The following is a 24,752-nucleotide window of genomic DNA, read 5'->3' as shown; positions in this document are numbered from 1 at the left end:
ATATTGTTTTTTTGAGTTAATTTAGGAGTTTTTTAGGGAGAAGTTTTCTTTTAAGTAAAAATGAATTTGTCCATTAATTTCATTTACAAGTTTGGAAAGAGTTAGGCTTTCTCGTCTTATCTTGGCATGATTGATGTCGATAAATACGAACTTTGATTAGTTAAATGGATGTCAGGAAAAACGATGCAGAAAAAGTCTTCATTTGATCCCGCAATTATGAATGATTTTCCAAATTTTGTGACGCACCTTGAGTGTTCTTACACGGGGGAGAAGCTTGAAGCTGGTCAGTTGCATGGTCTTTCTCCTGTGGGAAAGCCTATTCTGGTTCGTTATGATCTGAAAGCTTTGGGTAAAGCGCTTTCAAAAAAGGATTTAGCACAAAGACCAGGTGGATTTTGGCGTTATCGGGAATTCCTTCCTGTGCAGCAGGCTCAAAACGTTGTTAGTCTTGGCGAAGTTATGACTCCCTTACTTTCTTTACCCAGTCTGGCGGGTAAGGGCGGGGAGCTCATTGTAAAGGATGAAGGGCGTCTTCCCACGGGCTCTTTCAAAGCTCGGGGATTGGCACTGGCAGTTTCCATGGCAAAGGAGCTTGGTGTTAGCCGTCTTGCTATGCCGACAAATGGTAATGCGGGGGCGGCGATGGCGGCCTATGCAACGCGGGCTGGAATGGAAACAACTATTTTTTGTCCCGATGATACCCCCGAAGTGAATGTATCTGAGATCGAATATCAGGGCGGAAAGGTCTATCGCGTTAATGGGTTGATCAATGATTGTGGTAAGATCGTTGGGGAGGGAAAAGAGCCAACCGGATGGTTTGACTGTTCAACTCTGAAAGAACCTTATCGTATTGAAGGCAAAAAAACGATGGGTCTAGAGCTTGCTGAGCAACTCGGTTGGGATGTTCCAGATGTTATTTTTTATCCTACGGGAGGAGGGACTGGTCTTATTGGTATGTGGAAAGCTTTTGAAGAGTTGGAAGCTATCGGCTGGATTGGATCTAAGCGTCCCAAAATGGTGGCTGTGCAATCCACGGGCTGTGCGCCGATCGTCAAGGCTTATGAAGACGGTGAAGAACACGCGCCTTTGTGGGAAAATGCCTATACCCATGCATCTGGTATTCGTGTGCCTGTCGCTGTTGGGGATTTCCTTATTTTACGGGCTGTACGTGAAAGTGGTGGTTTTGCAATTGCTGTTACGGATGAGGCAATCACGCAATCCCAAGCAGAGGTTGCTCAAAAGGAAGGTGTTTTACTTTGCCCAGAAGGGGCCGCGACCTATGCGGCGTATAAGCAGTCTTTGGCAAATGGCCAGATTAAAGAAACAGATCGCGCTGTTCTGTATAACTGTGCAACCGGGTTGAAATATCCTATGCCGCCTATTACGCGGACACTTGATAAGGACCAACCCATTGATTATTCAAAAATATAGTAATTTATTTTGAGAATAATACTAATACTGACGTGCTTTTCGACTTTGTCGTTGGTGCATTTGGTTCCGCTGAGAGTTTAATAATAAAAACTCAGGCATTGCGATTGTTAAGGGGCGATGACTATTTCACCATCTTCTTTCTCGTAAGTTGAACCAGAAGGTGCGTTTATCAGTGAAAACACAGTTTCTGATGGCCTGCATAGTAAGGTGCCTTTATCTGTACATACTATCGGGCGATTTACTAAAATAGGATATCGCAGCATTGCTTCGAATATGGTGTCATCAGAAACTATTGGATTAAGCAGTCCTAGCTCTTTTGCGGGGGATTTCGTCGTACGCAGCGCTTGTCGAGGCGTGAGATTAGATTTGTTGAATAAACCTTTCAAATGTTCACTATTCCAGCCTGTCTTTAGGTATTCTATGACTTCTGGCTCACCGTGGAATCGTCTTAATATATTCAGAACATTCCGTGATGTTCCGCATTCTGGGTTATGATAAATAATGATTTTCATTACCTTGATCTCATTAACCTGTAGGTCTTGTTAACTGATTTCAGTACGGGTTATTTTTTGTTTATTTTCTGGGGAAATAGGCTTGGGTTTTATTGGCAAGGGCAACTAAAGATAACATAACCGGGACTTCTACGAGTACACCGACAACGGTTGTCAGGGCTGCTCCTGAATTGAGTCCGAATAAACCAATGGCAACAGCTACGGCAAGTTCAAAAAAGTTAGATGTTCCGATAAGGGCGCAGGGGGCTGCGATACGATAGGGTACTTTCATAAACCAGGCCGCAAAATAGGCGATTACGAAAATGCCGTATGACTGGAGCAATAGAGGTATGGCTATAATAATTATTAGAGTTGGGTTTGCTAATATTACATTGCCCTGAAAGCCAAAAAGAAGAACGACAGTGGCTAAAAGACCTAATATAGAAAAGGGCTTTAATGCTGCGGTGAAATTTGAAACCGCTTCGTCCGTTTTATTTGCATTGAGCAGAATTTTTCGGGTTATAATTCCTGCTATCAAGGGGACGATGACATACAAAATAACGCTGAGGATTAGAGTGCCCCATGGAACGGGGATATCTGTTACCCCTAAAAGTAAGGCAACTATGGGGGCATAAGCAAAGATCATAACCAGATCATTTATACTGACCTGTACTAATGTATAGTTCGCATCACCTCGGGTGAGGTGCGACCAGACAAAGACCATTGCTGTGCACGGGGCTGCACCTAATAATATTAACCCGGCGATATATGAATCTGCATCAGGTGCTGCGATTAGGTCTATAAACAAGAATTTAAAGAAGAAAACGCCAAGAGCCGCCATTGTGAAGGGTTTTATCAACCAGTTTACAACCAAAGTAATGAAAAGGCCTTTGGGTTGCTTTGCGACATACCGGATGCTGCCAAAATCTACCGATACCATCATTGGATAGACCATGGCCCATATCAATGCTGCAATGACAAAGTTAACATGCGCATATTCGAATGAGGTTAGAAGGTTGAAGATCTCAGGCCAAGTTTGGCCGAGAACAATGCCAAGTGTTATTGACAAAGTAACCCATAGGGAAAGCCATTTTTCGAAAATTCCGATACCGTTATTCTCTGTTGACATTTTATACCTATTTTCTCACTTGGTGGACTGTGTGTGGTTCAGTGAAGGTGTCGAGCCCGTTCTGTTATCACAGGCAACTTTATCGATAACAGATTGGCAAAGTTCAGGATTGCCTCCGCAACAATCCTCCATCAGGAAGGTGAGAAGATTTTTTATTGCTTCAAAGTCGACAAAGTATCTTATCGTGCGTCCTTGCCGTTCTTTACGTAGTAATTGCGAGTTTACTAAGATCGATAAATTTGTTGATGCAGTATTCGGGCGGATATCAAGCGCTTGACTGATCTCACCGGCCAACAGACCGCTATCCCCAGCCTTGATGAGTATGCGGACCATATCAAGCCTTACAGGTTGGCTCATTGCCGAGAAGATCATGAGTGCATTTGATGTTTCCATATTTCAAGAATAATAGAAATATTAAATGCAAGCAAGCTTTTAAATTTAAAATTTGTCACTTTAAAAAATGGATACCTAAACGTTTGGAGAATTTTGTTGTTTTCAAGGTTTGTTTATTTATCAATAAAGTAGCACGTACTGTCCGGCTGTGTGATTAGGCATTTGTGCTGGTGGAGGATGTGTAGGAATAGAGATTAACGTCTTCTCTTAATATCCAGCCTTTTGATTGCCAGAAGTCATTGGCAATTCCATTGTCTTTGAAGACAAAAATATGTGTTTTATCGATGCCGATTTCTGAGAGGCTAGAGAGGCATTCCCTGAAAAGTTTCTCACCTAATCCTAATTTTCTGTAATTTGGCTTTACAGCTAAGTGTTGCAAGTATCCTCTACGGCCATCGTGGCCACACATGACGCAAGCAATAATAATCTCTTTATCTTCAATTACAAAATTAAGTTCGGGATTTCGTTCCAAATAACGTTCTGTTGCTTGGTACGAATCAGCATCGCGTAACGTAACACCAGGCGTTTCCTTGAAAAGTTCTATCAGTGCAGGATGGTCTGAGGGTAACATCTGGCGTAAATTCATTGAAAAAGTCTTTGTTAAGGTTCTTAAAAGATTCCAAAGCTTTGCATCTTGTTAACGATATTAGAATAAACAGTTTCTGTCGTTTTTCCTATCTTTTGTTTATTGAGTAATGGTTGTGTACGTAAAGGGGGTAGATTGGGGAAAATATCAAAATCGGTAGTGGTCCTTTTTGTCCTTACATTTCTTTTGGGGTGTAAAGAAAATGGCGATGCCTTCGAAATGAAAATGATGAGTTTAAGCAAGACGAACATAGGGGTGAAAAATCTGGATACCCGAAAGCTTGAAGGGTGTGTTGTTCTATTAAACGGAGCAAATGGGTTTTGGCACGAGCCAGAAAGATCAGAATTTAATAAGGGGGAAAGCCGCACCTTTTCTCTAGCTCGGTTCTATAGTGTTGGTAAGCGCCAATTTGACTATAGAGTGGATAAAATTTCCCAGGTTTCTGTCAGCTGTAAGAAACCACTGGGGTCAGCGTTGGTTTTTGAAACAAACCAAGGGTCTTTAGGTTTTCTGAAGTGAGTTTAAGAAAATACAATCATTTGATCGTTAGTTAATCCAAGGTTAGCTTTGTCTTCTTACACTAAGAGTACTTTGTAAGCTTTTGGTGTCGAAGAATGATGATGTATCTGTTCCGATTGTTCTGTATGGCCTTCTTACCCTGTTTACTTGTTGTGGGATGTGAAGACATGACGGGTGATTTCGATATGGAGCTTGTGTCTCTTAGCCGGACAAGTGTTGTTATCAAAAGCACGAACAGTGAATCACTTTCTGATTGTGTGGTTCTTATTAACGGGGCAAGTGGGTTTTGGTACGAACCTGAACGCGTCGCTTTTCAAAAAGGACAGCGCCGAACTTTTATTCTTTCTCGTTTCTTCACTTCAACGAAACGCCAATTTAATGATCAGGTCGATAGCATCTCGCAGATAGCCGTCAATTGTACGCAACCTACCGGCACTGCTGTTGTTTTTGAAAAAAATCAAAACTTCGGTGGGTTCCTTAATTAGGTGGTGTTCTAGAATTAGGCTGCGCTTTGGGGAAATCAAACTTCACTCAATCGTGAGAGGTGGGCGTTGTTCGCGACTTGCTTCCTTAACATTCAACTGTTTGAATATGTTTTCGAATAATTGAAATAGTTAAGACAAACATGTCTCAGAAATCTGATGACCAGCCTGATGATGATATCAGCTTTGGGCAATTACGTGATATTCCAGAAGATGAGATTATGTCTCATATGTCCGATCCTCGTGTTGCAGAGCATATGCCCTTACTCACATTCACGTGGGATAAGCAGGCTCTTATTAAATTCATTGAGGCCAAAGAAGAGTGCTGGGGGCGGGATGGGCTTGGTCATTGGGCAATATTTTATAAAGGCGCCTATGTTGGTTGGGGCGGATTTCAAAAAGAAGGCAGCGAATGGGATTTCGGGTTGGTTTTAAAGCCTGAATGTTTTGGTTTCGGTCAACGAATAACCCGCAAAGCACTGGCGTTTGCAAAAGCAGACAGTCGTATTCCCTTTGTAACTTTTTTACTGCCATTATCTCGAACAAAAACGGCTGCTCTTAAGAGGCTTGGCGCAGAATTCATTGAAGAGATTGAATTAGAGGGTGCTGTTTTTAAGAAATATAAACTCGACACAATCTGATCGGAATGTACCCCAGCGTGTTTTTCTAAAAGAGGGGACAGGCAAAGGGATATCGTAACTCTGCCATGATGTCGCATGTTCTTGATGTTTTTATACGCCTTTGATATATAGCCGCCATATATTGTAGCTCTGGTTTTGCGTTCCAGCCCGCACAAGGAAAGAGAATGTCAAAGATTGTTGTTTCGGCACTGTATCACTTTGCCGTTTTGGAAGACTTTGAAAGTCTTCGTGAACCCCTTCATAATTTTATGGTGCAACACGATGTCAAAGGGACATTGTTACTTGCACGCGAAGGTATTAATGGCACTGTCGCGTCATCCCAAGAAGGAATTGATGCACTTCATGCCTATATTCGCGCCGATGAGCGATTAAAGAATGTCGTGACCAAGGAGTCCTATCACGATGAAATGCCGTTCCATCGCACCAAGGTAAAGCTCAAGAAAGAGATTGTTACCATGGGGGTTGAAGGCATTGATCCAAACCAGATCGTTGGCACTTATGTCAAGCCACAGGATTGGAATGCGTTGATTTCTGACCCTGATGTGGTTTTGGTTGATACCCGCAATGATTATGAGGTGGGTATTGGCACTTTTAAAAATGCCATTGATCCAAAGACCGCAACTTTCAGAGAGTTTCCGGCCTATGTTGCGGAAAACCTTGCTGATGCAAAGAATAAAAAAGTTGCGATGTTCTGTACGGGCGGTATTCGTTGCGAAAAATCAACGGCCTACTTGAAAGAGCAGGGCTTTAAAGATGTTTACCATCTTGAAGGCGGGATTCTGAAGTACCTGGAAGAAGTACCAGAAGAAGAGTCTTTATGGGAAGGTGAGTGCTTTGTCTTTGATAGCCGTGTTGCTGTGAAGCACAATCTAGAAAAGGGTGTGTATGATCAGTGTTTTGCCTGTCGTATGCCAATTACGGAAGAAGACAAGCAAAGTGAACATTATCGCAAAGGTGTTTCTTGTCACCATTGCTACGAGAGTTTGACTGACGAGCAGTTAAAACGTTTTGAAGAGCGTGAGAAGCAAATCGAACTCTCTGAAAAACGTGGGATTGATCATATTGGGGGCGAGGTTGCCTCCCTAATAGAAAAACGCCGCGAAGAAAAGCAATTGGTCAGAGAGCAACAGAAGAAAATCACAGAAGCTCAAAAGTGACCTTATCATCGTATCTGTTATAGGTTTTAGGTGTTTAGGCGGGATGTAGGTCATCTCGCCTAAGTTGTTATTGATTAAGCCATTTAGTCGAAATCTTATCCATTGCTTCTTTGGCTGAAATCAATGCTCCTTCGAGATATCCACCCTCAGAAGAGGCAAGTTCGCTTCCGATAAATTCTATCTGTCCCTGCCAAATATTCTGCATGCTTTCTGGATGTCTATATTGGGGATGAGACTGGAGTGGTTCGATGTCTTTTATTGTTGCTGTAAATGGGTCTTGGGCCCAATCCTTGATAGTAATTTCAAGAGGTGTCGGCGCTTCAGGACCAAATAGGCGCTGGATTTGTTCTTCTATCAGGCGTTTTAAATGTGTCTTACCCAAATTTTTCCTTTGTGCCCCAGAAGCACCAAGAAAGCCAAAAAGCGCGTAGTTATGAACTGGTGAGGAAGCATCATGGATCTCCATCATGGGGCCGATGCGGCTAAAGGCCTGACCCGAGAGACTATGCTCTCTCCAAAATGGGCGCTGGAAATGAATGAGGGCTTTGGCGTTCCCTGCCATCCATGTTGGAATGGCACGCATGTCATTGCGAATATGATCACTCAAGTCTGGTGAAAACTGTATCTTATCTTCAATAAGACGGGGCGGGAGTGCAAAAACAAGGTGGTCACATGTAAAGCTGATGTCGTTGCCGTTATTCTGTGCATCTATTTTTACGTCGTTATCTTGATTTTTGACTGAAGTTACCTTGTGATTCAGGAGAATATTAGTAGTGGGAATCTGTGCCTGTAGTTTATCTGTTAAACTAGATATTCCGCCCTGAATTCGATGTGAAGTCATTTGATACTGGTTTCCGGGAAGGCGTTCCGAAAATACATTGGGATCTTCGTATAGTATGTCGCCAGTATTTTGTTGTTCGAATATCTGACAATCCAGTTCTTGAGACAGCTTCATCATTTGCTGTTGACCAGGCCAGAACCAGGTCGGCCCTAGATCGTGCACGCCGGAAGTTTTTATGCGCCCTCCCAAACGGTTACGTGCCTCAAGAAGCAAAAAATCTTTCCCAACTTTTGCCAGGCGATAGGCAAGGTATAGCCCACTTAAACCTCCGCCAATGATTATAAGGGGAGTTTTATTCATGAGCAGCTTTCGGTTTTGAATTTTTTATAATCAAGAATGTATGCCGATTGCAAAGTATAGATTAGATGTGAGGAGCAGGCTTTAGATACCATTTGAAGAATTAATCAAAATCTGTTCCTGCACAACTGTTCTCTGGATTAATTACGGCCAGCCATGACACCGCCGTCAGTATCCCAGATGGCACCCGTAACCCATGATGCAGCATCCGAGAGTAAAAAACTGATCACTTCAGCAATATCATTTGGCCTTCCCACACGACCAATAGGATGAAAATCGTTGAAGCCGCCCGTGAGTGTATCTTCAATTTGATCAGGTTCGATAAAAGATCCAAAGATTGGTGTCACAACAACAGCCGGTGAAACAGCATTAACCCGGATATTAAACTCTGCAAGCTCCATAGCCAGATGTTGTGTTAACGCGTGCAGTCCTGCTTTTGCCATTGAATAAGCAGACGATGGTGTTGCTTTGATGGCCTGTTTTGCCCACATCGATCCAATGTTTACAATTGCGCCCCCTTTATGTTCTTTCATATTATTTACAACTGCTTGTGTTATGAAAAACAGGCTTTTGTTTAACTCATGATAGCTATCAAAATCGCTATGTCCATGATCTAGAAAAGCTACGGGTTTGAAGGTTCCTGCGGCATTGACGAGCTGTGATATATAGCGCTTTTCAGCTTTGATTGTAGAAATGAATCGTTCAACTTGCCCCGAGTTTTGAAGATCAACGGCATGTATGTCGATCTGCCCTGACCCATCTTGCTGTAATTCAGATTTGACCGTTTCAAGTTTTGTGGGGTCTCGACCAACAAGAACCAAGTTCTGCCCTTTGCCTCTCAAATTTTGTGCAACCGCTTTGCCCATGCCACTTGAGCCGCCAATAATTAGTGATGCAGTATCCGTCATTTATTTGTCCAATCTATCTATAGGTAGGCGTTGTGTTTCTATAAAATGGGAATGTTGTGAGGTTTGTCAATGAAAATATCTACTGATAGGTAGGTACTTTGTTGTTGAGTTATTATGAGATGGGGAAATTGGTGTTCTACCTTATTGATTTCGAGCGTATTTTTTTTCTGTTGTTGGGTAAACTGTGAACAGAGCAGAAAATCAAAGATACTAAGGTTGATTTATAGAACCACATGATCGAGAAGTTCTGGCTAGGTTGGAACAGTTACTTGAAGAGAAAGTTATCTATCTGGACTATGACTTGTGCTTAAAAATAAGGTTCGAGATGTCTGGTCAGATTTTGGGGTGAGTGATTTTTACAACGGTACATGTTGCTGATGTGCAACAGGTATCAGTGAATTGCTTTTATATTTTATTTAGGCACTTGGCAAAAAAAGCCAGGGCGGGTATTTGTTTTTCTGTGAACTACTTTAAGCTTTAACAAGGAACGATTTATGACCCGTATTATCACCTCTGCATATATCCGCACGAGCGTGTTCGGGAATCGTTCTCTCCGAGCTTATGTTACTCGTGTTTTTCGATCAGCATTTCGTGGATGCACCCAATCATAAATCCACTGAGTGCCACACCTTTTCGGCACTGACTGTCTGAAAAATAGTATTTCACCTATTCACCTATAATTTATTTAATTCTTGACGTTTGACCTTCATAGGCATGGGATCTGTGTTTTCACAACCATGAACTCTGTGCTGTTTGTCTGACTGCTCTGAAATTGCTTTTCCAAAATTTGGCGAAGATATGAAGGGGCTGCTCTTTACAGTGCCTTTTACGGGCAGAGTCATGTGTAAATTTTGGGTGTTACACGAGTAACTATTAAATACCGACAGTCGTGCTTGCAATTATGGAGTAAGTCATGGCTAGAGTTATCAAGCTATTCAATCGTATTTTTTCTCGCCTTAAGGCAAGAGTTACAGCTGTTGATATTGGGGATCTCCCGGCGTCAATTCGTGAGGACATCGGATTACCTGCAGACCCCGACCCACCAAAGTGGCCATTTCGGCAAGAGCACTTTTGGTAGGAGGCTAGGGGTGAAAAACTAAAGTATTGGGCGTTTAAAAATGGATAGAAGGCATATTAAATTTGTAATCTGGCTTCTGTCCATTTCCCTTTAGGGTTATTTTTGATGGGAATATTGAGTAATAAAATTACAAATTCAATAAATTTTGTGAAGTTGATAGGGGTAATTTTTGTTGTGTTTAATAGGTTTATGATGAGTTTTTATTCATAATCAAAACTTGATTCTGCTATTTTGCAGATCATAGATGCGAAATTATTCGTTTATCTGCAAATAAGCAGATGTCATTATTCTGTTATCGTAACGCTAAGTTGTTATTAGGGTCACAAAATTTATTATATTATCAAGTGCTTATGTCGGATGTGTTGAAAATGATGACGTAAGAATATCTGTTTCGATCTTTTGAAATGTAATTGATGGATAAAAAAATTAATTGACCTTTACGTAAGATGTTACAAAGATGAAGTATGAATGAACAGGGCTTGTATAGCATTACGGAACTTACACATGAGTTTGGGATTACAACCCGAACCTTGAGGTTCTACGAAGGCAAGAATTTACTCAACCCACACCGGGAGGGGCGGAAAAGGTTATACACTTCGCGTGACAGGGCAAGATTAGTACTAATCTTGCGTGGTAAACGCTTAGGGTTTTCCTTGGCCGAAATTCGCGAAATCATCGAAATGTATGATTTGGAACCCGGTGAAAGTGGTCAAATTCAACGTTTGCTCGAGTGTATTGCTAGACATCGTTCCAAGCTTGTTGAGAAGCGAGAAGATATCGATGAGATTCTCTCTGAAATGGCAAGAGTAACCGCTGTGGCATCGCAACGCTTGGATGAAATAAAAAAATAAACCTGTTCAGTAGGATGAGACGTGATCCTTTGTGATCATAGAGAGGGCGCATCAATGAGTTCCCATTCACGGGATGAATGGGTGTCTCGGTTGATGCCAACAGGATAGTGGCATTTTTTGTCGCGGACAGGGAGAAGTTGTTTGGTTCAATCGGGCGACATGTTGCTCGAGGCGAATGGTATTAACCTTCGCTTTGGCGGAATTCGGGCTTTAACAGATGTGAGTTTTTCTGTCCGTAAGGGAGAGGTTTTCTCTATCATCGGGCCGAATGGTGCGGGCAAAACCTCTATGCTTAATTGCATTTCTGGACGATACAAACCCCAAGAAGGTGAAATTATCTACAATGGTAGAAACCTTATCGGCCGGTCAATTAATGATCGTGCCGCTATGGGGATTGGCCGAACCTTTCAGAATTTGGCACTTTTTAGCCATATGTCTGTTCTGGATAATATCATGGTGGGACGCCATCACCTTCTTAAGAATAACTTCTTTACTGGTATGCTCTATTGGATAGGCGGGGCGCGAAAAGAAGAACTGAGCCATCGTCGTGATGTTGAAGATATAATTGATTTCCTAGAAATTCAGCATGTGAGAAATGAGCCCGCGGGTACTTTGTCTTATGGCTTACGAAAGCGCGTAGAGCTTGCGCGCGCGATTGCTATTAATCCAGACCTTATTCTTCTGGATGAACCCATGGCGGGTATGAACCTTGAAGAAAAAGAGGATATGGCCCGCTATATTCTTGATCTTAACGAGGAGCTAGGTGTGACCGTGGTCATGATTGAACATGATATGGGGGTCGTCATGGACATATCAAACCGTGTGATGGTACTGGATTTCGGTAAAAAAATTGCTGAGGGCTTGCCAGATGAAGTCATGGAAAATGAACATGTTAAGCATGCTTATTTGGGGGAAGAAGATGACTTGCTCCATGATGAGGAAGCAGAGGCGGCGGCACTATGAGTAACAAAGAGAAAAAGCCAAATCTAAGTGTTGTAGGTAATGCGCACGTTATCGTCGGAAATGATATTGCTTGGAACACAACGGCCTCTGGTCAGGTTGATGTCGAACTTTATGACACACTTCCTAAAATTCTTGCCTATAATGCTGCTCATTTTCCGAATGAAGTCGCACAACGTGAAAAAGAGTTTGGAATTTGGAACCGTTTCACTTGGAAAGAGTTTAATGATCATGTCGGGCGTATGGCTCTTGGCATGGCCGAATTGGGGGTAGGGCAAGGAGACACCGTTGTCCTGATTGGTGATAACAGGGTCGAATGGGTCTGGGGTGAAATTTCCGCTCATGCTTGCCGTGCGATGAGTATGGGCATTTACCGGGATGCTCTCGAAGATGAAATTGCTTATCTAACTGATTATACTGAGCCCAAGGTAGTTATCGCTGAAGATGAGGAACAGGTTGATAAGTTTCTTAATCTTGAAGACCGCATACCTTCTGTCAAACATATCATCTACACAGATCCCAGGGGAATGCGTAAGTACGATGACCCCCGGTTAATATCATTGGAAGATCTTGAAAAATTGGGGCAAAAATCGCTGGATAAAGACAGCAATGCCTATGATCTTTTAATTAGTGCGACAGACACCGATGATGTTGCCGTGCTTTGTACGACATCGGGAACGACATCTAACCCCAAACTATCAATGTGGCCACACCGGGCGTTTTTGGGTCATGCAGCATCTTATCTGCGTGCTGATCCCAAGACACCCGACGATGAATATCTTGCTGTTTTGCCGTTGAGCTGGGTGATGGAGCAGATGTATTCGGTGGCCTGGAACTTAATTGCACGGATGAAAGTAAATTTTCCGGAAGAGCAATCGACGGTTATGGCTGATTTGCGAGAAGTTGGCCCTAGTTTTGTCCTTTTAGCACCCCGGGTTTGGGAAACGATTGCGGCGGATGTCCGGGCAAGGATGATGGATTCAAGTCCTTGGAAACAAAAAATGTACGACTGGGGCGCCAAAAAAGCTTTGGAAGCATTTGAAAAAGACCAAAAATCTTCTGCTGCAGAATGGTTGTTGATGCGTGCCTTACGAGATCGTCTCGGCTTTAAGAATCTGAAATCGGCCGCGACAGGTGGCGCAGCGATGGGGCCGGATACTTTCAAGTTCTTCCTCTCAATGGGAATTCCTTTGCGCCAGCTTTATGGACAAACAGAAGCACTGGGGGCGCACACTATTCATAAGGCCGATGATGTAAATCACGAGTCAGTTGGCTCACCAATGCCTGGGGTGGAGCTCCGGATTGATAATCCGGATAAAGAGGGTCTAGGTGAAATATGCGTTAATCACGGCAATATGATGAGTGGCTATTACAAGAATGAAGTGGCCAGTAAAGAAACATTCGGAGACGATGGTTGGTTCCTAACAGGTGATGCTGGTTACTTTAATGATGACGGGCATTTGGTTGTTATTGACCGAATTAAAGATTTGGCCAGTACAACATCTGGTGTGAAGTTTTCGCCACAATATATTGAAAATAAACTGAAATTTTCAACATATGTTGCTGAAGCTGTTATTCTTGGTGCGGATAAACCCTATCTGACTGCGATAATTTGTATTCGTTATCCTATCGTTTCAAAGTGGGCTGAAAAGCGACGCCTTCGCTTTACGACCTATACAGATCTGTCCGCGCAATCAGTTGTTTATGAACAGCTGCGTAAAGAGGTCGAGATGGTAAATGCGACTTTGCCACCTGCGCAACAGATCAAAAAATTCTTGTTGTTGTACAAAGAGCTGGATGCAGATGATGGTGAATTGACACGGACACGTAAAGTACGCCGGGGTGTGATTGCCGATAAGTATGGCGATATTATCGACCGGCTTTATTCCGATGATGATCATGTTGATATCGATACGGTTATTCATTTTCAGGATGGAACGAAGCAGCGAATTGTTACCACGCTTAACATTGAAAATTTAGGGTCGGATGATGCAAATCCTCGCCCGGAAAAACAGCTGGCTGGGGGGCGTTAAGATGAACTGGGATCTTTTATTCCAACTGATGATCAATGGTATCATTGTTGGCCTGTTATATGGCGTTGTCGCCATGTGTTTTGTTCTGATTTACAAGTCCACACAGGTTGTTAATTTTGCCCAAGGTGAGTTTCTTGTTCTTGGTGCATGGGTTTGTTGGTTTTTTGTCATGAAATGGCAGTTACCCTTTGTTGTGGCCTTCTTGTTTGCCATGGGCTTCATGACCGTCTTTGGTATTCTTGTTCAGATGGTTATCTTGCGCCCACTCATCGGGGAGCCGATTATCTCTGTGATTATGGTAACTATTGGATTGTCCATTTTCATGCAGGCGCTGATGAACTGGGTCTTTGGTAATTCAGCAGAGCGCTTTCCTTCTGTCTTCGGCGATGAAACCATATCGATTGGCGGGCTTCAGGTTGAGACAGCTTATCTCATGTCACTGGTGCTTTCACTCGTCGTCATGGGATTATTCTACTACTTCTTCAAGTTCTCTCGCTATGGACTGGCCATGCGCGCAACGGCCTATAATCAGCAGGTTGCCCAATCATTAGGTATATCAGTTAAACAGGTTTTTGCTATGGCTTGGGCTATTTCTGCGCTGGTGTCCTGTATTGCCGGGGTTGTTCTGGGGCTTGTGAATGCTGTTTCAAACTCATTGGCAATTATTGGAATTAAGGTTTTCCCTGCAGTCATTGTTGGCGGGCTTGATTCAATTGTTGGCGCCGTTATTGGTGGTGTCATCATTGGGCTTTTGGAAAATCTAGCAGAGTTTTTTGATGGCCAATTCTTACACATCGGCAACATGTATACCGTTGCTCCGTTTTATGTGCTGATCATTATTTTGATGATAAGGCCCTACGGTCTTTTCGGCACCAAAGATATCGAACGCATCTAAGAAAGGGAGCGGTTAAGTTATGTCACATGTTCCTCATCCGCGCCCTTGTGGTGATTTCAGAACCACATACAGCGACGATACATCGTTATTTCGTACCAGAGTAGAAGGCTATGCTATTTACCTCGGGATTTTTGCTCTGTTGTTTGCACCGTTGGTGTTTAATGACTTTTATATCAGTCAGATGATTTTGATCGGTATTTATGCAATTGCAGCCCTTGGTTTGAATGTTCTTGTTGGCTTTACCGGGCAAATTTCTCTTGGGCATTCAGCCTTCTTTGGGTTTGGTGCTTTTGCTTCAGCCTGGTTGAACAATACTACCGGGATACCTGTGTTTATTTGTATTCCCCTTGCCGGGTTGATGACGACGGCTATTGGGATGATATTTGGTATTCCGGCGGCGCGTCTCAAAGGGCTTTATCTGGCCATTGCAACCTTGGCATCCCAGTTCATCCTACAAGATTTCTTTTCTCGTGCTGACTGGTTTTCTGGTGGGGCGTACGGGTCTGCTGCTGAAGTTGTGAACTTCTTGGGAATAGATCTGGATACGGATCAAAAATATTTTTACCTAGTCCTTTTCTGGGTAGTCGTCTCATTCCTCGCAGTCAGTAACCTTCGCCGTTCCAGAGATGGTCGCGCACTGGTCGCGGTTCGGGATCATTATCTGTCTGCTGAAATTATGGGCATTAATCTGACCCGTTACCGAATTATGTCATTTGGGGTTTCCAGTTTCTTTGCCGGCCTTGGCGGCGCTCTATATGCGCATTATCTGCAATATGTATCTGTCGAAGGCTTTACTATTCTGTTGTCCATTCAGTTCTTGGCCATGATCATTATCGGTGGCTTGGGATCAGTCTCAGGGTCATTACTTGGCGCCATTTTCATCTTGTTGTTGCCTCAATTTATGGAAGAGATCGCCAGTAGCGCAGCCGTAGTTTTTGAAGGCATAGAACAAAGCAAGGCCTATATCAAAGAAATGTCCGTTGGCGCAGTGATTATTCTGTTTCTTATTTTTGAACCAGAAGGACTTATTCATCGCTGGCGTCTTATACGGGCCAGCTGGAAGCTTTATCCATTCTCTCACTAAGAGAGAGGCATTCATCCCGCGGCGGCCGGGGTGGAAATATAATAATGATGCCGCCAAAAGGGAGAAAGACATGAAGCAGCGTATTCTCGCCGCAACACTTGCCCTGGCGGCAGCTAGTAGCCCAGCCTTGGCAGAAGATTCAGTATTTGTTGGCCATCTTGTTGATTACACTGGTCCGACATCGTTTGTAAGTAAGTTTTATGGTCCCGGTGTTCGTGATGCCGTTGACTACATCAATTCGACTGGGGGGATTGATGGTACTAAAATCGAGATGGAAACTATTGATTATGCTTACAAAGTTCCGCAAGCAATTGCGAACTACAAGAAGTGGAAATCAAAAGGTATGATTGCATTACAAGGCTGGGGTACGGGTGATACCGAAGCTTTGATCTCGTTCGTTGCAAAAGATCAGGTTCCTGTTTGGTCCGCATCATATTCCGGTCACTTGACTGATCCGACGGGTAAGAACCCGAAGACGAAGAAGCCTGCACCATACAACTTCTTTTATGGCCCTTCCTATACCGATGCATGTCGTGCTCTAGTTCAGTGGGCGGCAGGTGATGCCAAGGAAAAGGGGATTTCCGATCCAAAATTTGTGCACACAGGGGATAATCATCCCTATCCAAATGCACCAAAAGAAGGTTGTGCAGAATACGCGTCAGAATTAGGACTTGAAGTCCTTCCGCCTGTTGTCGTACCACTTGGCCCTGGTGATTTTAAAGCACAATGCCTGACCATTAAAGAATCAGGTGCTAACTATGCCTATATTGGTAACCTTGGTGGCTCTGTAATTTCTCTTCTTAAATCCTGTAACACAGTTGGCGCTGATGTGACTTATATGGGGAATGTCTGGGCTGGTGATTATCTGACCATTCAAGCCGCAGAAGCAAAAGACTATGTCTTCCCGACTGCGACACCTTTCTGGGATGCTGCTGCAGATGGTATGGCACTCGTTTATAAAATTGCAGATGATAGTGGTTTTTCCAAAGACGCAAAGCCAACACATCACTACATTCGAGGTGTTTGCTCTGCTTATTACATGAAAGAAGCGATGGAATGGGCAAAGGCGAACGGTGGTTTAACGGGTGAAAACATCAAAAAAGGGATGTATGTGAACCAGAACTGGACACCTAAAGGCCTTGAAGGCGTTTGCCTGCCATCAAGCTGGTCTCCTGAAGATCACCGTGGAAGTACTGTTGTATCCATTAACAAGGGATCTTTCGAAGACGGTGCTGTGAATATTGAGCGGATTGCTGAAATGACACTGCCGCGTCGTGATGATTGGGTTGGCTACTAATCGTTAATTGGGTCAGGTCTACCATTGGTTAGACCTGACCTTTTCTTTACATGTTATTTTACAAATCTGGATTTGAAATCTGGCCTTAATCTAAGGATCTCCCCTATGAGTTCTGTATCTCAACTTCAAAACCAAACTCAGGATGAAATCATTCTGGCCGTTAATAATGTTGAAGTGGTTTTTAATGACGTTATTCTGGTGCTCAGAGGATTGAACCTGACGGCTGAACGCGGGAAAATTACCGCGCTATTGGGGGCAAACGGGGCCGGAAAATCCACGACGCTTAAGGCCATCGCAGGGCTGTTGGGATCCGAAGACGGTGAAGTCAGTCGCGGTGATATTGTTTATAATGGCATGAATATTACCCAAACGTCGCCAGAACAACGTGTTCGAAACGGGACGTTTTTGGTGATGGAAGGCCGTGGCATTGTCCAGGATATGACAGTGATCGAAAACCTTCGCCTTGGTGCCTTTACTCAGCCCCAAAAAAATGTCGCAGAAGATATGGAAAAGGTCTTTAATTACTTCCCACGGTTAAAAGAAAGAACAGGGCTGGCCGGGTATCTTTCTGGTGGTGAGCAACAAATGTTGGCGATTGGCCGTGCTCTTATGGCGCGCCCAAATCTTATTATGATGGATGAACCTTCCATGGGGCTTTCGCCGCTTCTGGTAAAAGAAGTTTTTGGTATTATCAAGCGTATGAATGAAGAGCTTGGAATTAGTGTTCTCCTTGTTGAGCAAAATGCCAACATGGCGCTTCGGGCTGCGGATTACGGCTATATCATGGAGAACGGTAAAATTGTCCTCGATGGAACCGCAGAAGAACTAATGAACAACGAAGATGTCAAGGAGTTCTATCTTGGCGGCGGCGGTAGCGAACGTAAGTCATTTAAAAATATCAAATCTTTCAAACGTCGTAAACGCTGGCTGTAACAGTATTATTTCTTATGTGCTTTGCTTTCAAACCTGATGAATGCCGTGAATTGGATTACTTTTAATGACTGATTATTTTGATCATAAGGAAACGCGTAGCCAGGATGAGCGGGAAAATGATCAGTTACAAAAACTGCAGAGGTGTCTTTCTGAGGCAAAAGAAAAAGCACTATATTATTGTGAGACACTTGCAGATGTCGAGCCGGATCAAATAACGTCTATTACTGGCCTTGCAGCGCTGCCTGTTGTCCGAAAATCAGATTTGATAGAGATGCAAAGTGATGCATCTCCTTTTGGTGGGTTAGGGCAAGTTTCTACGGGTGAGATGGCACGTCTGTTCCTATCTCCAGGGCCTATTGTCGAACCACAAGGGGTTGATGGTGATATCTGGCGTGTTGCTCGTGCTTTACACGCCGTCGGTTTACGTAAAGGTGGTGTTGCCCATAATTGCTTTGCGTATCATTTTACACCTGCCGGGATCATGTTTGATTTTGCCGCCCGTACATTAGGTTGTGCAGTTTTCCCTGGGGGTGTCGGACAAACAGAAAGCCAAGTACAGGCAATCAATCGTTTCCAAGCTGATGCCTATATGGGGACGCCCGATTTTTTAAAAATCATACTTGAAAAAGCTGATGCATTGGAAACGCCGATATCTTCGATAAAACGTGCGCTGGTAACTGGTGGACCGTTATTCCCTGATTTAAGGCGATATTACGAAAGCCGAAATATTCATGTAAGGCAATGTTATGCAACAGCAGACGTCGGCCTTATTGCTTACGAAAGCGAAAACCTTGAGGGAATGATTCTTGACGAAGATGTAATCGTTGAGATTGTACGCCCGGGTACAGGTACCCTTGTGGCAGAGGGGGAGGTTGGCGAAGTGATTGTAACTTGTTTTAATCCGAACTACCCACTCATACGTTTTGCGACAGGGGACTTGTCAGCGTTAATGTCAGGTCAGAGTCCCTGTGGACGGACAAATCGCCGAATTAAGGGCTGGATGGGGCGTGCCGATCAGACAACAAAGGTACGAGGCATGTTTATTCACCCCGAACAGATCGCACGGATTGTTGAAAAACATGAAGAAGTTGTTAAAGCACGTTTGGAAGTTAGTGAGAGTGCAGGACGTGACAGCATGGCTTTACATTGCGAGATCACAAGTGATTGCGATCGGGAAAATTTGCGTGAAAGGTTAGAGGAAAGCATTCGATCTGAATGCCGGTTGCGTGGAGAAGTGGCCTATACAGAGATTGGAACTTTACCCAACGATGGCAAGGTCATTCATGACGCTCGACCGATTACAAGTGCATAAAAATATTTAAGGCAGAATATTATCCAAATCACTTTGTAACTTTTTGATTTCATCTTCGGCATCTTGGCTAAGTTTGGCCGACTGTCCGGTCGATTTTACTGATGGCGTACTTGGTTTATCAATATGCGCAGCACTTACCCATCTTGATATAGCGCCAATCAAAGCCTTTTGATCAATTGGTTTTGAGACATAATCATCCATTCCAGAGGCTAGGTAGAATTCGCGATCACCCTTCATGGCATTTGCAGTCAAAGCAATGATTGGAATATCTGATGTTGGAGCAGGAAGATTACGAATTTGCTTTGTGGCTGTAGGTCCGTCCATTTGTGGCATTTGCACATCCATTAAAATAATATCGAATTCTTGTTTTTGAACCGTCATGTAAGCTTCGATACCGTTGTTCACGATATGCAGTTTGCAATTCAAAGACCTTAGAAGGGATTGAATCACCTTCTGATTTATCAAATTATCTTCGGCAACTAATATCTTAATGGTCTGACCTATGTATTCTGGAACTACTTCACGTGTCCGTTCGGCTTCTTCCTCTGCACGAACTTTTTGTTCGTCACCTTTTTCAACAAGAATGGTAAACCAGAACGTAGATCCCATGCCTTCAAGACTTTCAACGCCTATTTCTCCTCCCATCAAGTGTGTAAGTTGTTTACATATTGCGAGCCCTAGGCCAGTACCGCCATACCTGCGTGTGGTTGACGTGTCTGCTTGTGAAAAAGTCTTAAACAGGTTTTCTTGGTTTTCCAATGAAATGCCTGTTCCTGTATCTTCAATCTCAAAACGGAATTTTATTTTATTATCAATAGCTTCAAGTTGCTCAATTATTATAGATATCTTACCCGTTTGGGTGAACTTGATGGCATTTCCAATAAGGTTGTAAAGAATTTGTTTTATTCGTCCGGGATCTCCTTTAATCACATCAGTGTTTACAGGTGCATTTAACACCTGAAATCTGAGGTTTTTTGCTCGGGCTCTTGATTCCCAGAGGGCTTCAGTTGTGTCTAATAATCTGTTTAGTGAAAAATCAATTTTCTCTAACTCAATTTTTTGTGCCTCAATTTTTGATAAGTCGAGAATGTCATTAAGAAGCGAAAGAAGGGATTCTCCTGATTCTTTGATTGTAAAGACACTGTTGTGTTGCTCATTGGTCAGGTTACTGCCTAACAGTGAGCTGACCATACCAAGAACACCATTCATCGGAGTACGGATTTCATGGCTCATAGAAGCAAGGAATCTTGATTTTGCCAAGTTTGCAGCTTCAGCTTGGTGTTTAGCTTTTTCCAGTTCAGCAGTACGTTCTTGGACCCGAGCTTCTAGGTTTTCTTTGGCTTTATTGAGTGATTTGGTGGTTTTAAAAAGGATGATAAAGGCTATGGCAATACCCAAGACTAAAAGGCATGTGCTTGCGAGCATTATGCGTGTGTTGTTTTCGGCATCCTCATAATAAGTGCTGAATTGATTGTTTTGTTTTTCAATCAGTATGCTCAATATGGCGATATTTTTTGAATCAGTAAGATCCTTTATGAGTACGGAAAGCTCTCTATCTAGCGTGATTAGCTGTCTCGCTGAATCAATAATGTTTTTCAGTTCATTATTTTCTACGTTATCTAGACTTGAAGAAAGCTCTTTTAGATTATCTATCAGTTTGGATAGACCAGCTCTGATTTCTACAGGACTATAAGCTTTTGTGTTATTCACGAGTGTAATTAGGTTAATTAGGTCTTTCTGAATGACTTGTCTATCGTCATTACCGTAATAATTCTCTAAAAATGTGATCAGTGTTTTAGGGAAAAAAACTTCAATATCTTTGTAGAGTGCATTTTGGTTTTTTAATATTTTAATGGTTTTTTTCCGTTGAATATGATTTCGCTTGTACGATCTGAAGAGGGTTTGGAACTCTGCATTCCTGAGCTTCTCAGCATCTAGACTGTTTTCTATTTTTCGAAGGGTTTGGTCGATGGCTTGATCAGCTTGGTCATATTTTTCGTAGTCTGTTCTTGTTCCCAGACGTTGTTTTAGAATTTCTTCATTGATATGCGTTTCATTTGTTTTCAAGTCTTGCAGCATCAGACTCATTTGCTGCATTTGAACCGGGTGGGTTCGCTGTGTTTTTATGTAGGTGAAGATTATTACCGCACAAAGACATAACGTAAATATTATCAGGATACTTTTGGTTATTGCTCTATGCATCATTATCTCCGACTTTCGAAGACGGAGATTTCACCTGTGCCATAGACCTTCATCAAACAGATGAAAGCGCGGCCTTTCGTTGAGTTGTGACAACAAGCCATTTTAACTCATGATATAGTGGTTAAGTCATGATGCTATCTATGGTCGTGTATAAGGCTTAATTATTCGTAAAATGTTTAAGCGTAATGATAAAAGATAATTAAACCCGGTGCCACACAATCAAAACACCGGGTTTCTTGAGCTTCTTTATGAGGATCGACTTATACGATTTTAGATAAGTTCGACCGCCAAAGCAGTGGCTTCGCCGCCACCAATGCATAGGCTTGCAATGCCCTTTGAACCACCTGTGCGTTTTAAAGCATGTAGCAAGGTGACAATCAATCTGGTTCCAGAAGCGCCAATCGGGTGCCCCAAAGCGCAAGCACCACCGTTGACATTGACCTTCGCTGGGTCGAGATTTAGGTCTTTAATCGCAGCGAGTGTTACTATGGCAAAAGCTTCGTTAATTTCATAGAGGTCTACTTCATTCGTAGACCAGCCTGCTTTGGCTTGAACCTTTTCAATAGCGCCGACTGGTGCTGTGGTAAACCAGCAAGGCTCTTGAGAGTGGGTTGCATGAGCTTTGATCGACGCCAAAGGTTTTAAACCTCGTTTATCGGCCTCGGATTTTCGCATTAGTACCAAGGCTGCTGCACCATCAGAAATAGAGGATGATGACGCGGCTGTAACTGTTCCATCGGGGCGGAAAGCAGGGCGAAGATTTGGAATTTTGTTGGTATCAACCTTAAATGGTTGCTCATCACTTTCAACGATGGTTTCGCTTTTACGATTTTTGACTGTTAGTGGCTCAATTTCGTCTTTGAAGTATCCCGCCTCTGTTGCCTGTTTGGCACGGTTGAGGCTTTCAATGGCAAAATCATCTTGCTCTTGGCGGGTGGTTTTGTATTTATCTGCTGTTGCTTCGGCAAAGGTGCCCATCAGACCGCCTTTGTCAAAATAGGCATCCTCTAATCCATCCATAAACATGTGATCAATAACAGTGCCGTGTCCCATACGCATGCCGCCGCGTGCTTTAGGCAAGATGTAGGGTGCATTTGTCATGCTTTCCATCCCACCTGCTACGACAATATCGACACTACCGGATGCAATGGCATCGTGTGCCAGCATAACGGTCTTCATGCCAGACCCACAGACTTTATTGATAGTTGTACAGCCAGCGGACAGGGGAAGGCCGCCTTTGATGGCTGCTTGCCTCGCCGGGGCTTGGCCCAGACCTGCAGGAAGAACACACCCCATCATAACTTCCTGAATGTCTTCAGCGTTAATTCCGGATCTTGATACGGCAGCTTTAATTGCCTCTGCACCTAAATCAGTCGTTGAAAGCGGAGATAAGGCTCCTTGAAAAGACCCCATCGGGGTGCGAGCTGCAGAAACGATAACGATTGGATCAGACATGATTTTGTTCCCAGTACTGTGATCTGGGTATTACCCAGCTAAAGTTGTTGGTGTTCTTGATTTAGGAAAGGCGGACAGCACCATCAAGGCGAATTGTAGAGCCATTGAGGAAAGCATTTTCACAAATGTGTGCAACTAGACCTGCAAATTCTTCTGGTTGTCCCAATCTTTTCGGGTGAAGGCTTTTTTCTACCAAAGCATCTTTTACCTTGTCGGACATACCTGCAATCATCGGCGTTTCCATGATGCCAGGGGCGATTGCCATGACGCGTATTGCGCTTCGGGCGAGCTCTCTGGAAAGAGGCAAGGTCAAAGAGGCAACACCACCTTTGGATGCTGCATAAGCTGCCTGACCAATCTGACCTTCCCAAGCTGCAATAGAAGCCGTGTTTATAATAACACCTCGCTCGCCATCAATCTCATCGTATTGCACCATGCGTTCAGCGGCGAGACGCATAACGTTAAATGCACCAACGAGATTGATGTCGATTGTCTTTTTGAAGAGATCTAGATCATGAGCGCCCTCTCTACCGACAAGTTTTGCCCCAGGAGCAATACCAGCACAGTTTACAACAATGCGTATGGGACCAAGCGTATCTTCAATAATCTTGACCGCTGCTATAACAGCATCCGGATCAGTGACATCAGCTGTGACAGCTGTGGCATCAATGTCCTCAGCGACACGGTTAACCCCTTCGTCGTTGAGATCCATGAGGCCACAATGCACACCTTTGGAAGCTAAATGCCTTGCAACTGCTTCGCCTAATCCGGAACCTGCGCCAGTGATCAGCGCTGTAAGACCAGATAATTTCATAACTTTTTTCCTCTTGTCAAAGGTCAGATTTGATTACGTAATACAAAGAGATGGAATTATTCGTTTCTCATTGCCAAAGAGATTTTAGAATTCGGATTACGGTCTAATTTATCGGCGATGAACCAAGCCGTTTCTACCAACTTATCGATGTTGATTCCGGTTTCAACGGACATGCCATTGAACATATAAACGACATCTTCGGTCGCAACATTGCCGGATGCACCAAGGGCATAAGGACACCCACCGAGACCTGCGATAGAGGCGTCAAAAACAGAAATACCGCACTGCCAAGCGGCAAAAATATTCGCCAAAGCCTGACCGTAGGTATCATGAAAATGTCCGGCGAGCTTTGCCACGGGAACTGACTTTGAAACTGTTTGGATCATTTGTTGAGTTGCAAGGGGTGTTCCGGTGCCAATGGTATCGCCAAGACTGATTTCGTAGCAGCCCATGTCAAAAAGAGTTTTGGCAACGTCAGCTACTTTTTGTGGCGCAATCTGGCCTTCGTATGGGCACCCCAGTACGCAAGATACATAACCGCGTACTTTGATGCTCTTTTCTTGGGCCGCCTGAACAACGGGCAGAAACCTCTCAAGGCTTTCTTGAATAGAGCAGTTGATGTTTTTCTGAGAGAAGCTTTCAGAAGCAGCACCAAAAATAGCGATCTCTTTTACACCTGCTTCAACCGCCCGCTCAAATCCTTTGAGATTTGGCGTTAATACTGGGTAGCTAATATCAGGCTTGCGCGTAATTCCAGAGAGTACTTCATTGGCATCAGCCATTTGCGGAACCCATTTGGGCGAGACAAAAGCGGATGCTTCAATTGCTGTTAAACCTGTATCTGACAAGCGGTTTATGAGCTCAATCTTTGCTTCGGCTGGCACCAGTGTTTTTTCATTTTGCAGTCCATCGCGTGGACCGACTTCGACAAGCTTTACTTTCTGTGGGGGAGTAGGGTGCATT

The 24,752-nt window shown here is 43.5% G+C and carries 23 protein-coding genes; 13 read left to right on the top strand and 10 right to left on the bottom strand.

All coding sequences use genetic code 11. The features are described from left to right. Window positions 1-183 precede the first annotated feature (183 nt). Window positions 184-1,431 (top strand): threonine synthase, encoded by a 1,248-nt coding sequence (locus ACN0W5_RS07735; protein WP_417453567.1) that lies wholly within the window; start codon window positions 184-186, stop codon window positions 1,429-1,431. A 107-nt stretch (window positions 1,432-1,538) separates the two neighbouring features. Here the strand turns inward: ACN0W5_RS07735 and arsC are convergent, their stop codons facing one another. The 4 genes from arsC to ACN0W5_RS07715 form a co-directional block, all read right to left on the bottom strand. After that, window positions 1,539-1,943, bottom strand: a complete 405-nt coding sequence (arsC, locus tag ACN0W5_RS07730) for an arsenate reductase (glutaredoxin) (RefSeq protein ID WP_417453566.1) — start codon at window positions 1,941-1,943, stop codon at window positions 1,539-1,541. A gap of 61 nt (window positions 1,944-2,004) precedes the next feature. After that, window positions 2,005-3,051 (bottom strand): ACR3 family arsenite efflux transporter, encoded by a 1,047-nt coding sequence (gene arsB, locus ACN0W5_RS07725; RefSeq protein WP_417453565.1) that lies wholly within the window; start codon window positions 3,049-3,051, stop codon window positions 2,005-2,007. Between the two features lie 15 nt (window positions 3,052-3,066). Then, window positions 3,067-3,444 carry an ArsR/SmtB family transcription factor gene (locus ACN0W5_RS07720; RefSeq protein WP_417453564.1) on the bottom strand — a complete coding sequence of 126 codons (378 nt, stop codon included), beginning with the start codon at window positions 3,442-3,444 and terminating at the stop codon, window positions 3,067-3,069. Window positions 3,445-3,598: 154 nt separating this feature from the next. Then, the gene (locus tag ACN0W5_RS07715) at window positions 3,599-4,030 is read right to left on the bottom strand and encodes a GNAT family N-acetyltransferase (RefSeq protein WP_417453563.1); all 432 of its coding nucleotides are present in this window, start codon (window positions 4,028-4,030) and stop codon (window positions 3,599-3,601) included. 686 nt (window positions 4,031-4,716) lie between these two features. Here ACN0W5_RS07715 and ACN0W5_RS07710 point away from each other — a divergent pair. The 3 genes from ACN0W5_RS07710 (at window position 4,717) to ACN0W5_RS07700 (ending at window position 6,829) form a co-directional block, all read left to right on the top strand. Next, window positions 4,717-5,034 (top strand): hypothetical protein, encoded by a 318-nt coding sequence (locus ACN0W5_RS07710; RefSeq protein ID WP_417453562.1) that lies wholly within the window; start codon window positions 4,717-4,719, stop codon window positions 5,032-5,034. 140 nt (window positions 5,035-5,174) lie between these two features. Further along, window positions 5,175-5,672, top strand: a complete 498-nt coding sequence (locus ACN0W5_RS07705) for a GNAT family N-acetyltransferase (protein WP_417453561.1) — start codon at window positions 5,175-5,177, stop codon at window positions 5,670-5,672. A 164-nt stretch (window positions 5,673-5,836) separates the two neighbouring features. Next, on the top strand, window positions 5,837-6,829 hold the full coding sequence (locus tag ACN0W5_RS07700; RefSeq protein WP_417453560.1) for a rhodanese-related sulfurtransferase: 993 nt from the start codon (window positions 5,837-5,839) through the stop codon (window positions 6,827-6,829). A 67-nt stretch (window positions 6,830-6,896) separates the two neighbouring features. Here the strand turns inward: ACN0W5_RS07700 and ACN0W5_RS07695 are convergent, their stop codons facing one another. Beyond that, window positions 6,897-7,970, bottom strand: coding sequence for a flavin monoamine oxidase family protein (locus ACN0W5_RS07695; RefSeq protein ID WP_417453559.1), 1,074 nt, complete (start codon window positions 7,968-7,970; stop codon window positions 6,897-6,899). Between the two features lie 137 nt (window positions 7,971-8,107). Then, complete coding sequence (locus tag ACN0W5_RS07690) at window positions 8,108-8,875, bottom strand: SDR family NAD(P)-dependent oxidoreductase (protein WP_417453558.1); 768 nt, start codon at window positions 8,873-8,875, stop codon at window positions 8,108-8,110. A 913-nt stretch (window positions 8,876-9,788) separates the two neighbouring features. Here ACN0W5_RS07690 and ACN0W5_RS07685 point away from each other — a divergent pair. The 9 genes from ACN0W5_RS07685 to ACN0W5_RS07645 all read left to right on the top strand — a co-directional run bounded on the left by ACN0W5_RS07685 (window position 9,789) and on the right by ACN0W5_RS07645 (window position 19,318). After that, on the top strand, window positions 9,789-9,953 hold the full coding sequence (locus ACN0W5_RS07685; RefSeq protein ID WP_417453557.1) for a hypothetical protein: 165 nt from the start codon (window positions 9,789-9,791) through the stop codon (window positions 9,951-9,953). A gap of 464 nt (window positions 9,954-10,417) precedes the next feature. Next, window positions 10,418-10,804, top strand: coding sequence for a MerR family transcriptional regulator (locus ACN0W5_RS07680; protein WP_299374607.1), 387 nt, complete (start codon window positions 10,418-10,420; stop codon window positions 10,802-10,804). A 159-nt stretch (window positions 10,805-10,963) separates the two neighbouring features. Further along, complete coding sequence (locus tag ACN0W5_RS07675; RefSeq protein WP_417453587.1) at window positions 10,964-11,767, top strand: ABC transporter ATP-binding protein; 804 nt, start codon at window positions 10,964-10,966, stop codon at window positions 11,765-11,767. Next, the gene (locus ACN0W5_RS07670) at window positions 11,764-13,797 is read left to right on the top strand and encodes a long-chain fatty acid--CoA ligase (protein ID WP_417453556.1); all 2,034 of its coding nucleotides are present in this window, start codon (window positions 11,764-11,766) and stop codon (window positions 13,795-13,797) included. The genes ACN0W5_RS07675 and ACN0W5_RS07670 overlap by 4 nt, the downstream gene beginning before the upstream one ends. A gap of 1 nt (window position 13,798) precedes the next feature. Beyond that, window positions 13,799-14,692 carry a branched-chain amino acid ABC transporter permease gene (locus ACN0W5_RS07665; protein WP_417428814.1) on the top strand — a complete coding sequence of 298 codons (894 nt, stop codon included), beginning with the start codon at window positions 13,799-13,801 and terminating at the stop codon, window positions 14,690-14,692. Window positions 14,693-14,711: 19 nt separating this feature from the next. Beyond that, window positions 14,712-15,776, top strand: coding sequence for a branched-chain amino acid ABC transporter permease (locus tag ACN0W5_RS07660; RefSeq protein WP_417453555.1), 1,065 nt, complete (start codon window positions 14,712-14,714; stop codon window positions 15,774-15,776). Between the two features lie 70 nt (window positions 15,777-15,846). Continuing rightward, complete coding sequence (locus tag ACN0W5_RS07655) at window positions 15,847-17,073, top strand: ABC transporter substrate-binding protein (RefSeq protein ID WP_417453554.1); 1,227 nt, start codon at window positions 15,847-15,849, stop codon at window positions 17,071-17,073. Window positions 17,074-17,178: 105 nt separating this feature from the next. Beyond that, window positions 17,179-18,006: an ABC transporter ATP-binding protein gene (locus tag ACN0W5_RS07650; RefSeq protein ID WP_417453553.1), complete on the top strand. Its 828-nt coding sequence runs from the start codon at window positions 17,179-17,181 to the stop codon at window positions 18,004-18,006. A 64-nt stretch (window positions 18,007-18,070) separates the two neighbouring features. After that, window positions 18,071-19,318: a phenylacetate--CoA ligase family protein gene (locus tag ACN0W5_RS07645; RefSeq protein WP_417453552.1), complete on the top strand. Its 1,248-nt coding sequence runs from the start codon at window positions 18,071-18,073 to the stop codon at window positions 19,316-19,318. Window positions 19,319-19,324: 6 nt separating this feature from the next. Here the strand turns inward: ACN0W5_RS07645 and ACN0W5_RS07640 are convergent, their stop codons facing one another. From ACN0W5_RS07640 to ACN0W5_RS07625, 4 genes are all read right to left on the bottom strand, one after another. Continuing rightward, on the bottom strand, window positions 19,325-21,397 hold the full coding sequence (locus ACN0W5_RS07640; protein WP_417453551.1) for an ATP-binding protein: 2,073 nt from the start codon (window positions 21,395-21,397) through the stop codon (window positions 19,325-19,327). Window positions 21,398-21,790: 393 nt separating this feature from the next. Beyond that, entirely contained in the window at window positions 21,791-22,975 is a 1,185-nt protein-coding gene (locus ACN0W5_RS07635; RefSeq protein ID WP_417453550.1) for an acetyl-CoA C-acyltransferase, read from the bottom strand. Between the two features lie 61 nt (window positions 22,976-23,036). Next, window positions 23,037-23,789 (bottom strand): SDR family NAD(P)-dependent oxidoreductase, encoded by a 753-nt coding sequence (locus ACN0W5_RS07630; protein WP_417453549.1) that lies wholly within the window; start codon window positions 23,787-23,789, stop codon window positions 23,037-23,039. Window positions 23,790-23,845: 56 nt separating this feature from the next. Beyond that, window positions 23,846-24,751 (bottom strand): hydroxymethylglutaryl-CoA lyase, encoded by a 906-nt coding sequence (locus ACN0W5_RS07625; RefSeq protein WP_417453548.1) that lies wholly within the window; start codon window positions 24,749-24,751, stop codon window positions 23,846-23,848. Window position 24,752: the final 1 nt, after the last annotated feature.

Source organism: Kiloniella sp. (genome assembly GCF_048270245.1).
Lineage (GTDB): Bacteria > Pseudomonadota > Alphaproteobacteria > Kiloniellales > Kiloniellaceae > Kiloniella.
The sequence above is the reverse complement of the archived record's forward strand: the minus strand, read 5'-3'. Positions and strand labels throughout refer to the sequence as shown.

Excerpts from the sequence above, each read along its gene's own strand:
- ACN0W5_RS07660 (WP_417453555.1), top strand. The coding sequence starts at position 14,712 with ATGTCACATGTTCCTCATCCGCGCCCTTGTGGTGATTTCAGAACCACA.
- ACN0W5_RS07710 (WP_417453562.1), top strand. The coding sequence starts at position 4,717 with ATGACGGGTGATTTCGATATGGAGCTTGTGTCTCTTAGCCGGACAAGT.
- ACN0W5_RS07630 (WP_417453549.1), bottom strand. The coding sequence starts at position 23,789 with ATGAAATTATCTGGTCTTACAGCGCTGATCACTGGCGCAGGTTCCGGA.
- ACN0W5_RS07705 (WP_417453561.1), top strand. The coding sequence starts at position 5,175 with ATGTCTCAGAAATCTGATGACCAGCCTGATGATGATATCAGCTTTGGG.
- ACN0W5_RS07720 (WP_417453564.1), bottom strand. The coding sequence starts at position 3,444 with ATGGAAACATCAAATGCACTCATGATCTTCTCGGCAATGAGCCAACCT.
- ACN0W5_RS07655 (WP_417453554.1), top strand. The coding sequence starts at position 15,847 with ATGAAGCAGCGTATTCTCGCCGCAACACTTGCCCTGGCGGCAGCTAGT.
- ACN0W5_RS07690 (WP_417453558.1), bottom strand. The coding sequence starts at position 8,875 with ATGACGGATACTGCATCACTAATTATTGGCGGCTCAAGTGGCATGGGC.
- arsB (WP_417453565.1), bottom strand. The coding sequence starts at position 3,051 with ATGTCAACAGAGAATAACGGTATCGGAATTTTCGAAAAATGGCTTTCC.
- ACN0W5_RS07700 (WP_417453560.1), top strand. The coding sequence starts at position 5,837 with ATGTCAAAGATTGTTGTTTCGGCACTGTATCACTTTGCCGTTTTGGAA.
- ACN0W5_RS07650 (WP_417453553.1), top strand. The coding sequence starts at position 17,179 with ATGAGTTCTGTATCTCAACTTCAAAACCAAACTCAGGATGAAATCATT.
- ACN0W5_RS07640 (WP_417453551.1), bottom strand. The coding sequence starts at position 21,397 with ATGCTGCAAGACTTGAAAACAAATGAAACGCATATCAATGAAGAAATT.
- ACN0W5_RS07625 (WP_417453548.1), bottom strand. The coding sequence starts at position 24,751 with ATGCACCCTACTCCCCCACAGAAAGTAAAGCTTGTCGAAGTCGGTCCA.
- arsC (WP_417453566.1), bottom strand. The coding sequence starts at position 1,943 with ATGAAAATCATTATTTATCATAACCCAGAATGCGGAACATCACGGAAT.
- ACN0W5_RS07685 (WP_417453557.1), top strand. The coding sequence starts at position 9,789 with ATGGCTAGAGTTATCAAGCTATTCAATCGTATTTTTTCTCGCCTTAAG.
- ACN0W5_RS07675 (WP_417453587.1), top strand. The coding sequence starts at position 10,964 with ATGTTGCTCGAGGCGAATGGTATTAACCTTCGCTTTGGCGGAATTCGG.
- ACN0W5_RS07665 (WP_417428814.1), top strand. The coding sequence starts at position 13,799 with ATGAACTGGGATCTTTTATTCCAACTGATGATCAATGGTATCATTGTT.
- ACN0W5_RS07645 (WP_417453552.1), top strand. The coding sequence starts at position 18,071 with ATGACTGATTATTTTGATCATAAGGAAACGCGTAGCCAGGATGAGCGG.
- ACN0W5_RS07715 (WP_417453563.1), bottom strand. The coding sequence starts at position 4,030 with ATGAATTTACGCCAGATGTTACCCTCAGACCATCCTGCACTGATAGAA.
- ACN0W5_RS07670 (WP_417453556.1), top strand. The coding sequence starts at position 11,764 with ATGAGTAACAAAGAGAAAAAGCCAAATCTAAGTGTTGTAGGTAATGCG.
- ACN0W5_RS07635 (WP_417453550.1), bottom strand. The coding sequence starts at position 22,975 with ATGTCTGATCCAATCGTTATCGTTTCTGCAGCTCGCACCCCGATGGGG.
- ACN0W5_RS07735 (WP_417453567.1), top strand. The coding sequence starts at position 184 with ATGCAGAAAAAGTCTTCATTTGATCCCGCAATTATGAATGATTTTCCA.
- ACN0W5_RS07680 (WP_299374607.1), top strand. The coding sequence starts at position 10,418 with ATGAATGAACAGGGCTTGTATAGCATTACGGAACTTACACATGAGTTT.
- ACN0W5_RS07695 (WP_417453559.1), bottom strand. The coding sequence starts at position 7,970 with ATGAATAAAACTCCCCTTATAATCATTGGCGGAGGTTTAAGTGGGCTA.